Origin of the sequence: Hydrogenophaga borbori (assembly GCF_003417535.1) — a bacterium.
GTDB classification, from domain to species: Bacteria; Pseudomonadota; Gammaproteobacteria; order Burkholderiales; family Burkholderiaceae_C; genus Hydrogenophaga; species Hydrogenophaga borbori.
The window spans coordinates 339010-350775 of the sequence record NZ_QVLS01000006.1; the positions used below are offsets into that span (position 1 = coordinate 339010).

The window sequence follows — 11766 nt, forward strand, 5'->3', positions numbered from 1 at the left end:
ATGCTTCCGCATCACGCTGATCCCATCGCCGCCATCGCCACGGCCCCCGGCCGCGGCGGCGTGGGCATCGTGCGGGTGTCGGGCAAGGGCCTGGCGCCCTTCGTGCGCGCGCTGCTCGGGCGCGATCTGAAGCCGCGCGAGGCCACCTACGGGCCCTGGCGTGGGGTCGACGGCCAGCCCATCGACCACGGGCTGTCCTTGTGGTTTCCCGCGCCCCACTCGTACACCGGCGAAGACGTTCTTGAACTGCAGGGCCATGGCGGCCCCGTGGTGCTGCAGTTGCTGCTGGCGCGTTGCCTGGAGGTGGCGCACACCGCCCTGCCCGGCCTGCGGCTGGCGCGCGCGGGCGAATTCACCGAGCGCGCCTTCCTCAATGACAAGCTCGATCTCGCGCAGGCCGAGGCCGTGGCCGATCTGATCGACGCCAGCACCGAGGCCGCCGCACGCAGCGCCGCACGCTCGCTCGACGGCGCGTTTTCGCGGCGCGTGCACACCCTGCAGGAGGCGCTCACGAACCTGCGCATGCTGGTCGAGGCCACGCTGGACTTTCCCGAGGAAGACATCGACTTCCTGCAGAAGGCCGACGCCCAGGGCCAGCTCGATCGGCTGCGCGAGGCGCTGGCCGTGCTGCGCGCCGAGGCGCGACAGGGCGCCCTGCTGCGCGACGGCCTGCAGGTGGTGATCGCCGGCCAGCCCAACGCGGGCAAGAGCTCGCTGCTCAACGCGCTGGCGGGGGCCGAGCTGGCCATCGTCACGCCGATCGCGGGCACCACGCGCGACGTGGTGCAGCAGACCATCCAGATCGAGGGCGTGCCCGTGCACGTGACCGACACCGCTGGCCTGCGCGACAGCCCCGAGGTGGACGAGGTCGAGCGCATCGGCATCGAGCGCGCCTGGCAGCGCATCCGGGGCGCCGATGCCGTGCTGTTCCTGCACGACCTCACGCGCTGGGGCGAGCCGCGCTACCGCTACGCCGACGCCAACATCGCGCGCGGCCTGCCCGCCGGCGTGCCCGTGCTGCACGTGTGGAACAAGCTCGACCAGGCCGGCGGCGCGCCCCAGGGCCCCGACGACATCGCCTTGTCGGCCAAGCGTGGCACGGGGCTGGACGCGCTGCGCCAGCGCCTGCTGCGGCTCGCCGGCTGGCAGCCGGGCGGCGACGGCCTCTTCATGGCGCGTGAGCGGCACCTGCAGGCGCTCGCGCGCGTCGAGGGGCACCTGGAGCAGGCCGATGCGCGCCTGCGCGAGGCCGCCGCGCAGCTCGACCTGCTCGCCGAGGAACTGCGCCTCGCGCAACAGGCGCTGGGCGAAATCACCGGCGAGTTCACGGCCGACGATCTGCTGGGCGTCATCTTTTCGCGTTTTTGCATCGGCAAATAGCTTTCCGTGCCGCCGTTCACGGGTTGTGCCGCGCCGCTGGGAACCGATCTGTAAGGATGGGTTACGCCGGTGTTGCGCCGGGCGCCGCGCTGCGGTTCACTTCGCGCATGAGTGCCTCCACCGCCGCCCCCGCGCGCTTCGACATCCAGCACCTGGCGCAGGCCATGCGCCACAGCAGCGCCCTGGACGCGGTGCCCTTGAACCTGAGCGACGCGCACTGGGTGACGCTGGCCAACTACATGCAGCCGGTGGCCTTGCAGCAGGGCCAGGTGCTCATCGAACAGGGCGTGAAGGACCGCACCGTCTACTTCGTCGAGAGCGGCACCCTCACCGTGCACTACGAGGACGCGAAAGAGCGTGTGCGCATCGCCGTGGTGGGCGCGGGTTCGCTGCTGGGCGAAGGCGCCTTCTTCAGTCACCTGCCGCGCAGCGCCACCGTCAACGCGGGCAGCGACTGCCGGCTCTGGTGCCTCACGCCGCTGCGCTTTCGCGAGCTGAGCGTGCGGCATCCGCAGATCGCCCTGGAACTGACCGTGGCCATGTCGGCCGTGCTGGCGCGGCGCATGTACAACAAACCCAAGCGCGTGGCCGTGACCTGAGGCCACTCGATGGCTGCCTAGCGCTCCCCGGTGTTTCGGCCCCGTACCTTCTCGAACCCGTCGCCACGTGATCTCCACCCTCAACATGTCGTTTCTGAACTGGTTGTCGGCCCGCAAACCGTTGTCGGGCAAAGGCGCATTCGCGCGCGCGCGCCACGCCTTTCGCGAAACCACCATGCCGCTGATCTCGCCGCGGCGGGGTCGGCGCCTGCTGCGGCGCGAGCAGCTGTTCGGGGTGGTGCGCGAATCGCTCATCCGGGGCGGCGTGCTGTCCACCAGCTACTCGTTCAAGGTGCTCAACCTCGACGCCAACGGCGACACCTTCATTGCTCTGGTGGACCTGGCGCTGCCCGCCCAGGCCATGCCCGACGAATTCCTGCTCGAAATCGAGCGCTGGATCCAGCAAAGCGCCAAGAGCCGGCACGCGATGGACGTGCGCGGCGTGTACTGGCGCCGCAAGGCCACGCCCGAGCAGGTGGGGCAGGCGCTGCGCGCGGCGGTGCCGGCGCAGACGCGCCGCGAAGCGCCGGACACCTCCATCCCCCGCCCGAGCGTGTCCGCCAGCCGTGCGCCCGCACAGGCCGTGAGCGAGGACGAGGTGCGCGCCTTCCGCGAGGCCATCACTTCGCTGCCCGCCGCGACCATGCGGCACCCCAAGGAGCCCCAGCTGCCCATGCCCACGCCCGAGGCGGTGAGTGATTTCGCCGCGCTCAGCGACACGCAGCACGGCAAGCTCTGAGCCGCACCGGGCGGCCCGCGCCGCCGCTCAGTGCCCGTCGAAGTCGATCAGCGTGAACAGCGCCAAGCCGCTGTCGCGCAGCTTGGTCGAACCGCCCAGTTCCGGCAGGTCGACGATGGCCGCGCCCTCGGTCACCTCGGCGCCCAGCTTCTCCAGCAGGCGGCGACCGGCCATCATGGTGCCGCCGGTGGCGATCAGGTCGTCGATCAGCAGCACGCGGTCGCCGGCTTTCACGGCGTCGGTGTGCAGCTCCACCGTGGCGCTGCCGTATTCGAGCTCGTAGGTTTCTTCCACGGTGTTGAAGGGCAGCTTGCCCTTCTTGCGGATGGGCACGAAGCCCACGCCCAGCTCGTAGGCCAGCACCGAGCCGATGATGAAGCCGCGCGCGTCCAGGCCCGCCACCACGGTCGGGCGCAGGGCCGGGTCCATGTAGCGGTGCACGAAGGTGTCGATGAGCACGCGAAAAACCTTGGGGTCCTGCAGCAGCGGGGTGATGTCGCGAAACATCACGCCCGGAGCGGGCCAGTCGGGCACGGTGCGGATGTGCGAACGCAGGTAGGCGGCGGTGTCCATGACGGGGATTATCGGAGACGACGCGATAATCCCTCGATGCCCGCCGCCCCTGCCGTCGACCCCGAACGCGCCCAGCGCCTCGCGCGCGAAACCCTGGCCATCGAGGCCTCCGCCGTCGCGGCCCTGGCCGGGCGTGTCGACGACCGCTTCGCCGATGCCGTGCGGCGCATGTTCGCCTGCACCGGCCGCGTGGTCGTGATGGGCATGGGCAAAAGCGGCCACATCGGTCGCAAGATCGCGGCCACCCTGGCCTCCACCGGCACGCCCGCCATGTTCGTGCACCCGGCCGAGGCCAGCCATGGCGACCTGGGCATGATCACCGCCCACGACCTGGTGCTGGCGATCAGCAACAGCGGCGAGAGCGAGGAGCTCACCGCCATCCTGCCGCTGATCAAACGCATGGGCGTGCCGCTGGTGGCGCTCACCGGCCGCGCGGCGTCCACGCTGGGGCGCCACGCCGACGTGGTGCTCGACACCTCGGTCGACAAAGAGGCCTGCCCGCACAACCTCGCGCCCACGGCCAGCACCACGGCCCAGCTCGCGCTGGGCGACGCGCTGGCGGTCTCGCTGCTCGACGCGCGCGGCTTTCGCGCCGACGACTTCGCGCGCTCGCACCCGGGCGGCGCGCTGGGCCGCAAGCTGCTCACCCACGTGGGCGACGTGATGCGCCGCGGCGAAGCCGTGCCACGCGTGGTGCCCGAGGCGCCGCTGATGGACCTCATGCGCGAGATCAGCGCCAAGGGCCTGGGCATGAGCGCCATCGTCGACGGCGAGCGCGCCGTCGGCGTCTTCACCGACGGCGACCTGCGCCGCCTGATCGAGCGCGCGGGCAGCGGTGCCGACCTGCGCGCGCTCAGCGCGCGCGAGGTCATGCATGCCGGGCCGCGCACCGTGCGCGAGGACGCCCTGGCGGTGGAGGCCGCCGAACTCATGGAGGCGCACAGCATCACCAGTCTGCTGGTGGTGGACGCGGCCGGCCGCCTCGTCGGCGCGCTCAACAGCAACGACCTCATGCGCGCGAAGGTGATCTGATGGCGCCCGTCTTGCTGTTTGCCCCCGAGCTGCTGTTGCGCGCCCAGCCCGTGCGCGTGGCCTTCTTCGACGTCGACGGCGTGCTCACCGATGGTGGCCTGTACTTCGGTGAATCGGGCGAAACACTCAAGCGTTTCCACACGCTCGACGGCCATGGCCTGAAGCTGCTCCAACGCCACGGGATCACGCCCGCCGTGGTCAGCGGGCGCGATGGCAAACCCCTGCGCCAGCGCCTGTCCGCGCTCGGCGTCACCCACCTGCGCCTGGGCACCGAAGACAAGGCGCCCGCTGCCGAATCCATCCTGGCCGAGCTGGGCCTGGGCTGGGAGGCCGCGGCTGCCATGGGCGACGACTGGCCCGATCTGCCCCTGCTGCGGCGCGCCGCTCTGGCCGCGGCGCCACCGGCCGCGCACGACGAGGTGCGCGCGATCGCCCACCACGTCACGCGCCGCGCCGCCGGCGAAGGCGCCGCGCGCGAGTTCTGCGACCTGCTGCTGATGGCGCGTGGCGCCTACGCGGCCGAGCTCGAGGCCGCCGCCCGGTGAGCGCCGACGACGACTTCGACCTCATCCCGGGCCTGGACCGCAGCGCGCCGCCCGCGCCGCGCCGGCGCCCCGCTCCGTGGTGGGACCGGCTGTCCATCTACCTGCCCATCATGCTCATGGGCCTGCTGGCGCTGGCCTCGTACTGGCTGCTGCGCGCCACGCCTCCTGCGCCCGAGCCGCAGCCCGAGCGGCCGGTGAGTGGCGAACCCGACTACTTCATGCGCCGCTTTTCGGTGAAGTCCTTCGATCTGGCCGGCCAGCTGCGGGCCGAGGTGGTGGGCGATGAAGCCCGCCACCACCCCGACGACGACCGGGTGGAGATCGACAACGCGCGCATCCGCAACCTGGCCGAGTCGGGCGCCGTGATGCGCGCCACCGCGCACCGCGTGACCACCAACGCCGACAACACCGTTTTCGTGCTGGAAGGCGATGCGGTGGTGGTGCGTGAGGGGGGCAAGTCCCAGGCCGGCGATCCCCTGCCGCGGCTGGAGTTTCGTGGCGACTTCCTGCGCGTGGAACTCGAGCCGGTCGAGCGCGTGACGTCGGACCACCCGGTCGAGCTGCTGCGCAACGGCGATCGCATCACCGCGCAGACCCTGGACTACCGCGGCGACCAGCAGATCGCCGACTTCCGCGGGCGCGTGCGCGTCCAGCTCCTGCCCCGGACCACGCCATGACGCCCGCCAACGCCGCTCCCCTGGTCTTCATCACCGGCGCCTCGAGTGGCATCGGCCAGGCGCTGGCCGCGCGCTTCGCCCGGGCCGGCTACCGCCTCGCCCTGGTGGCGCGCCGCACCGCCGATTTGCAGGCCTGGGCCGACGCCCAGGGATACGAGGCCGATCGTTGCCGCGTCTACGGCGCCGACGTGGCGCAGACCGACAGCATCGTGGCCGCCGGCCAGGCCTGCCTGACCGGACAGGGTCTGCCGGACGTGGTGATCGCCAACGCCGGCATCAGCGTGGGCATGGACACCGGCGAGCGCGACGACCTGGACGTGCTGAGCCGCACCTTCGCCACCAACAACGTGGGCATGGCCGCCACCTTCCACCCTTTCGTGCGGGCCATGCGCGCGCGCGGCAGCGGGACGCTCGTGGGCATCGCCAGCGTGGCCGCCATCCGCGGCCTGCCGGGGCACGGCGCCTACTGCGGCAGCAAGGCCGCCGTGGTGAGCTACTGCGAGAGCCTGCGCGGCGAGCTGCGCGGCAGCGGCGTGGCGGTGGTGACCTTGCTGCCCGGCTACGTGGACACCCCGCTCACGCGCGAGAACCGCTACCCCATGCCCTTTCTCATGACGCCCGAGGCCTTCGCCGAGCGCGCCTTCCGGGCCATCGCCGAGCGGGTCAGCTACCGCGTCATCCCCTGGCAGATGGGCGTGCTCGCCAAGCTGCTGCGCCTGCTGCCCAACGCCTGGTTCGACCGCGCCTTGCAGGGCCGCCCGCGCAAGCACCGCGCGGGCGAAGGGCGCTGAAAAACAAAAACCCCGCGAGGTCGTCGCGGGGTTTGCCGGTGAGCGGGGTTCGCTCGCTCGGGAGATCAGTAGCCGCCGCGGCCACCGCCGCCGTCGCGACGACCGCCACCGCCGTAGGGGCTGCGGAAGCCGCCGTCCTGGCCACCACCACCGAAGCCGCCTTCGCGACGGCCGCCGCCGAAGCCGCCGCCACCGCTGCGCGGGGGACGCGGCTCCATCGGGCGCGCTTCGTTCACCACCAGGCTGCGGCCGCCGAGCGACTGGCCGTTCATGCCCTGAATGGCCGACTGCGCCTCAGAGTCGCTGCCCATCTCGACAAAGCCGAAACCTTTGGAGCGGCCGGTCTCGCGCTCCATCATGACCTTGGCGCTGTTGACAGCACCGAAAGCCGAGAAGGCCTGTTGCAGGTCTTCGTCGCGCACCGTGTACGGCAGGTTGCCGACATAAAGTTTGTTGCCCATTCGAGGGACTCCTAAAACACAAGGTAAGAAGCGATGGAGCCCCGTCGTCCGGCACAGGAATGCAGCGCACGAAACCAACCGATCACTTGACATGCGGCCGATCTGGCGGCACGCCGAGGCATTATGCGCCGATCGTCGGAAAGTCGGTGACAAATTTCCGGAGGATGCAAGTCAAACCCCCTGCCGATGCGTGGTTACAACATGCCGGGCGCTTATACTGCCGCTCAGCGCCGATTTGATCCGGATTGCGGGCGCTCAACAAATGCCGCTAAAGGGAGCTCGGAGATGCCCGGTCTGCCTTTTGGCTCACCGGGTTTTCTGTTTCCAGGCCCTGCGCGAGCAGGGAACGAGCTTGATCGTCACCCCCGTCACCTACCGCTTCGACCAGCCGCTTGCCCTGCGCAGCGGGGCCGTGCTGCCGGCCTACGAGCTGGTGGTCGAGACCTACGGCAGCCTCAACGCCGACAAGTCCAATGCCGTGCTGGTCTGCCACGCGTTGAATGCCTCGCACCACGTCGCGGGCTGGCACGCCGATGCCAGCGGCCAGCCGCTGGCGCGCAGCGAGGGCTGGTGGAACAACATGATCGGTCCGGGTAAACCCGTAGACACCGACCGCTTCTTCGTCATCGGCGTCAACAACCTGGGCTCGTGTTTCGGCTCCACCGGGCCCACGCACACCAACCCGGCCACCGGCCAGGCCTGGGGCGCGGACTTTCCCGTGGTCACGGTGGAGGACTGGGTGGAGGCGCAGGCCCGCCTGCTCGACGCCATGGGCATCGACACCCTGGCCGCCGTGATGGGGGGCAGCCTGGGCGGCATGCAGGCCCTGGCCTGGACGCTGCAGTACCCGCAACGCGTGCGCCACGCCGTGGTGGTGGCCAGCGCGCCCAACCTCACGGCCGAGAACATTGCCTTCAACGAGGTGGCGCGCCGCGCCATCGTGACCGACCCGGATTTCCACGGCGGCCACTACCAGCGCCACGGCACCCTGCCGCGCCGCGGCCTGCGCATTGCCCGCATGATCGGCCACATCACCTACCTCAGCGACGACGTGATGAACGAGAAGTTCGGCCGCGCGCTGCGCGCCGCCGATGGCGAGGACCCGGCAGGCGTGGCCGAGCTGGCCTACCGCTACACCACCCAGGACGTGGAGTTCCAGATCGAGAGCTACCTGCGCTACCAGGGCGACAAGTTCAGCGAGTACTTCGACGCCAACACCTACCTGCTCATCACGCGCGCGCTCGACTACTTCGACCCCGCGCGCGAGCACGGTGGCCGGCTGGCGGCCGCGCTGGCGCGCGCGCAGGCCAAGTTCCTGCTCGTGAGCTTCAGCACCGACTGGCGTTTCTCGCCCGCCCGCAGCCGCGAGATCGTCAAGGCCCTGCTCGACAACCGCCGCGAGGTCAGCTACTGCGAGATCGACGCGCCGCACGGCCACGATGCCTTCCTGCTCGACGACCCGCGCTACCACGCGGCCGTGCGCAGCTTCTTCCAGCACACCGTTGGCGGGGGCGCGATGGGCGCCGCCCGGCCATCTGAAGGCACTCACACCGCGGCGCCCGGCGCGGAGGTTTCCTCATGACCGAACGCCATGTCCTCGACTCCATCGCCCGCCTGGTGCCGCCGGGCTCGCGCGTGCTCGACCTGGGCTGCGGCGATGGCGCCATGCTGGCCCACCTGCAGGCCACGCGCGGCTGCACGGGCTACGGCGTGGAAATCGATGACGCCGAGGTGCAGGCCTGCCTGCAGCGCGGGGTCAACGTGCTGCAGCTCAACCTCGAAGAGGGCCTGACCATGTTCGGCGACAACGCCTTCGACGTGGTTCTGCAGATCGACACCCTGCAACACCTGCGCAACGCCGAAACCATGCTGCGCGAGACCGCGCGCGTGGGCCGCATCGGCGTGGTGGCCTTTCCCAACTTCGCGCACTGGCCCAACCGCCTGGCCGTGCTGCAGGGCCGCATGCCGGTGACCAAGCGCCTGCCGTACCAGTGGTACGACACGCCCAACATCCGCGTCGGCACCTACGCCGACTTCGAGGTGCTGGCGCGGCGCAATGGCCTCACGGTGGAAGATGGCTTCGGCCTGCACGAAGGCCGCGAGGTGCGCGCGCTGCCCAACCTGCTGGCCAGCACCGCGGTGTTCCGCTTCTCCAAGTAAGGGGCTGCCTCAGGACGCGGCGTTCTCGCGCGCCGCGTCCTCGGCGAAGTCGCCTTCGGGCGCGGCCTGGCCGAAGCCCGGGTAGATCACCGCGAAGTCGGCGGTGATGCGCTCCAGCGGCAGATCGTCGAAGCTGCCGCGTTCGTTCACGTACTCCATGTGGCGCTGGCCGGCCCGGTCGTAGGGGTGGTACAGCGAGTCGTGCACGCCATCGAACTCCAGCGGCAGCAGGCCGAACTTCTCGCACAGGGACAAGTTGAAGGCCGGCGTGGCCTTGCGCCAGGCGCCATCGATCCAGAGTTCGGTGTAGCCGTGCCACACGAAGACGTCGCTGCCCATGGTGCGGCGCAGCTTCTCGGTGCTCATGTGGTTCTTCACGTCGGCGAAGCCCAGCCGCGCCGGGATGCCGGCGGCGCGCGCCACGGCCGCCATCAGCACCGCCTTGGGCACGCACCAGCCATAACCCAGGCGCAGCGTGGTGCTGGCGCGCATGCCGCCGGGCGAGAGGTCGATGCGGTAGGGGTCGTAGCGGACCAGGTCGCGCACGGCCAGGTACAGCGCCACCGAACGTTCGCGCACCGACCCGCCGCGCGCGTGTTCGTGCGCAAACGCACGGATCGCCGGGTGGTCGCTGTCGATGGCGGGGGTGGGATCGAGGTGGGTGGGCATGGCCGGAAGTTAGCAGAGGCCGCGCCCCCGGGTGGCCGCCAGGGCGATCCGCCGAATGCTTTGGTACTCAGATTGCGGCCAAGGCACCGCGCCGATGCCCGATAGGCCCGGGTTTGTCGTCCTTTTTCCGACTTCAGACCGGCCCGCCCCGGCCGATAGTCCCTTCACCCCTATTCCCATTCCTTTCTTGCAAGAGGACAGCCAGCCATGGACATGCGCAACGAAGCCACCCACATCGCCCGCGAAGACGGCGCACGCTCCGCCGCCCAGGCCGCCACCAGCGCGGAGTTCCTGACCTTCCGCCTGGGCGCGGAGGAGTACGGCATCGACATCCTGCGCGTGCAGGAAATCCGTTCCTACGAAGAGCCCACGCGCATCGCCAACGCGCCGAGCTTCATCAAGGGCGTGGTCAACCTGCGCGGCGTGATCGTGCCGGTGGTGGACCTGCGCATCAAGCTGGGCTGCGAGAAGGTCGAATACAACGGCTTCACCGTGGTCATCGTGCTCAACGTGCGCGGCCGCGTGGTCGGCGCCGTGGTCGATTCGGTCTCCGATGTGCTGGAACTCGCCGGTGACCTGATCAAGCCGGCGCCCGAAATGAGCGCCTCGGTCGACACCAGCTTCATCACCGGCATCGCCAGCGTGGGCGAACGCATGCTGATCCTCATGGACATCGAGGCCCTCATGTCCAGCGCCGACATGGGCCTGATCGAAGGCGCCCAGTCGCTGCAGTAAGCCCGACTCCGGCCCTCAAGGCCATCCCGTGGAAGGAGACACCAGACCATGTTCCCCGCCAAGAACACCCAAGAGAACAAGAGCGGCGCCTCGGTGGCACGCCGCCTGTCCCTGCAGGCTGTGGCACTGCTGGCTGGTACGCTGGCCATCATCAGCATCAGTTTGGCCTTCGTGGTCGAAGGCAATTCGCGCACGCGCCTGGCCGATGCCGCCGGCGACAAGGCCGCGGCCCTGGCCGACTCGGTCGACGCCTTCGACGCGACGGCGCGCATGATGACCGAGCGGGCCTACCAGCCCTATCGCAAGAAGTTCGCCGAGCATTTCGAACTCGACGTCGCCAACAACATGCTCAAGAGCTGGGGCATGCTGCTCAACGGCGACCACAGCGAGGCCGACTCCTTCCACCTGGCCAACGGCGGCGTGGCCACCATCTTCATGCGCAAGGGCGACGACTTCGAGCGGATCAGCACCTCGCTGAAGAAGGAAAACGGCGAGCGCGCCGTCGGCACCACGCTGGCGCGCAACCACCCCGCGTACCCGCTGATGCTGCAGGGCAAGCCCTTCACTGGCCGCGCCGTGCTGTTCGGCACCGCCTACATGACGCACTACGAACCCGTGAAGGACGCCGCCGGCCAGGTGGTCGGCATCCTGTTCATCGGTTTTGACATCCGCGACTTCCAGGCCTCGTTGGACAAGCTGGTGTCCGACGCCACCTACTTCCAGTCCGGCGGCACGGTGATCGTCGATCCGCGCGCCACCAACGCCGAGGCCTTGTTCATCTCGCCGCCCGCGCTGGCTGGCAAGAAGGTGCTGGAGGTGAACCCAGAGGCCGGCCCCATGATGGATGAGATGCGCGCAGGCCAGGACGTCTTTGTGCGCCACGCCAGCGCCCTGTTCAATCCGCAGATCACCCGGCCCTGGGCGGTCAAGCGCGACACCAGCGCCAGCGGTTGGTGGGTCATCGCCGAGGTGTCCGACGACGAAGCCATGGCCACGCACTGGCGCATGATGTACTTGTTCTGGGGCCTGCTGGTGCTCACGACGCTGCTGCTCGGTGGCGGGCTGTTCGCGCTGATCCGCCGCAGCGTGAGCGCGCCGCTGCGCGAACTCACCAACGCCGTCACCACGGTGTCCCAGGGCGATCTCACGCAGGCGTTCCACACCACGCGGCGCGACGAACTCGGCACCCTGGTGACCGAGGTCGAGGCCATGCGCCAGCGCTTCCTGGACATGATGCGCCAGCTGCGCACCGCGGCGGACAGCATCAACACCGCGTCGCAGGAAATCGCCACGGGCAACCAGGACCTGAGCTCGCGCACGGAGCAGACGGCGAGCAACCTGCAGGAGACGGCGGCGAGCATGGAGCAGCTGACGGGCACGGTGCGCCAGAGCGCGGACTCGGCGC

Annotated in this window: 14 protein-coding genes and 1 riboswitch; of the genes, 11 read left to right on the plus strand and 3 right to left on the minus strand. The window is 70.0% G+C overall.

The genetic code is table 11. The features are described 5' to 3' along the window. The 3 genes from mnmE (at position 1) to DY262_RS12215 (ending at position 2718) form a co-directional block, all read left to right on the plus strand. Positions 1-1380, plus strand: coding sequence for a tRNA uridine-5-carboxymethylaminomethyl(34) synthesis GTPase MnmE (mnmE, locus tag DY262_RS12205; RefSeq protein ID WP_116959222.1), 1380 nt, complete (start codon positions 1-3; stop codon positions 1378-1380). Positions 1381-1487: 107 nt separating this feature from the next. Then, positions 1488-1979, plus strand: coding sequence for a Crp/Fnr family transcriptional regulator (locus DY262_RS12210; RefSeq protein WP_116959293.1), 492 nt, complete (start codon positions 1488-1490; stop codon positions 1977-1979). A 67-nt stretch (positions 1980-2046) separates the two neighbouring features. Further along, positions 2047-2718 (plus strand): hypothetical protein, encoded by a 672-nt coding sequence (locus DY262_RS12215; RefSeq protein WP_116959224.1) that lies wholly within the window; start codon positions 2047-2049, stop codon positions 2716-2718. 27 nt (positions 2719-2745) lie between these two features. On the opposite strand, the gene DY262_RS12220 is transcribed toward DY262_RS12215, so the two are convergent. Next, positions 2746-3291 (minus strand): adenine phosphoribosyltransferase, encoded by a 546-nt coding sequence (locus DY262_RS12220; protein WP_116959226.1) that lies wholly within the window; start codon positions 3289-3291, stop codon positions 2746-2748. 36 nt (positions 3292-3327) lie between these two features. On the opposite strand from DY262_RS12220, the gene DY262_RS12225 reads away from it, so the two are divergent. From DY262_RS12225 to DY262_RS12240, 4 genes are read left to right on the plus strand one after another with little or no spacing between them, the layout of a single operon-like run. After that, complete coding sequence (locus tag DY262_RS12225; protein ID WP_116959228.1) at positions 3328-4323, plus strand: KpsF/GutQ family sugar-phosphate isomerase; 996 nt, start codon at positions 3328-3330, stop codon at positions 4321-4323. Beyond that, positions 4323-4868, plus strand: coding sequence for a KdsC family phosphatase (locus DY262_RS12230; RefSeq protein WP_116959230.1), 546 nt, complete (start codon positions 4323-4325; stop codon positions 4866-4868). Before DY262_RS12225 ends, DY262_RS12230 begins: the two co-directional genes overlap by 1 nt. After that, positions 4865-5545: an LPS export ABC transporter periplasmic protein LptC gene (lptC, locus tag DY262_RS12235; RefSeq protein ID WP_245980957.1), complete on the plus strand. Its 681-nt coding sequence runs from the start codon at positions 4865-4867 to the stop codon at positions 5543-5545. Before DY262_RS12230 ends, lptC begins: the two co-directional genes overlap by 4 nt. Then, entirely contained in the window at positions 5542-6336 is a 795-nt protein-coding gene (locus DY262_RS12240) for an SDR family oxidoreductase (RefSeq protein ID WP_116959231.1), read from the plus strand. Before lptC ends, DY262_RS12240 begins: the two co-directional genes overlap by 4 nt. Positions 6337-6401: 65 nt before the next feature. Here DY262_RS12240 and DY262_RS12245 read toward each other — a convergent pair whose 3' ends face one another. Further along, positions 6402-6797 (minus strand): RNA recognition motif domain-containing protein, encoded by a 396-nt coding sequence (locus tag DY262_RS12245; protein WP_116959233.1) that lies wholly within the window; start codon positions 6795-6797, stop codon positions 6402-6404. Between the two features lie 217 nt (positions 6798-7014). After that, a riboswitch (SAM riboswitch) is annotated at positions 7015-7090 on the plus strand. A 59-nt stretch (positions 7091-7149) separates the two neighbouring features. Here DY262_RS12245 and metX point away from each other — a divergent pair. Both metX and metW read left to right on the plus strand, forming a co-directional pair. Beyond that, positions 7150-8379, plus strand: coding sequence for a homoserine O-succinyltransferase MetX (gene metX, locus DY262_RS12250; RefSeq protein ID WP_245980959.1), 1230 nt, complete (start codon positions 7150-7152; stop codon positions 8377-8379). Next, positions 8376-8957, plus strand: coding sequence for a methionine biosynthesis protein MetW (gene metW / locus DY262_RS12255; protein WP_116959235.1), 582 nt, complete (start codon positions 8376-8378; stop codon positions 8955-8957). Before metX ends, metW begins: the two co-directional genes overlap by 4 nt. Before the next feature lie 9 nt (positions 8958-8966). Here the strand turns inward: metW and DY262_RS12260 are convergent, their stop codons facing one another. Beyond that, positions 8967-9626 carry a transglutaminase-like domain-containing protein gene (locus DY262_RS12260; RefSeq protein ID WP_116959237.1) on the minus strand — a complete coding sequence of 220 codons (660 nt, stop codon included), beginning with the start codon at positions 9624-9626 and terminating at the stop codon, positions 8967-8969. A gap of 207 nt (positions 9627-9833) precedes the next feature. Here DY262_RS12260 and DY262_RS12265 point away from each other — a divergent pair, with 207 nt between their 5' ends. Both DY262_RS12265 and DY262_RS12270 read left to right on the plus strand, forming a co-directional pair. Then, complete coding sequence (locus DY262_RS12265; protein ID WP_116959239.1) at positions 9834-10361, plus strand: chemotaxis protein CheW; 528 nt, start codon at positions 9834-9836, stop codon at positions 10359-10361. A 48-nt stretch (positions 10362-10409) separates the two neighbouring features. Then, on the plus strand, positions 10410-11766 hold a 1357-nt coding region (locus tag DY262_RS12270), incomplete at its 3' end, for a methyl-accepting chemotaxis protein (RefSeq protein ID WP_116959241.1).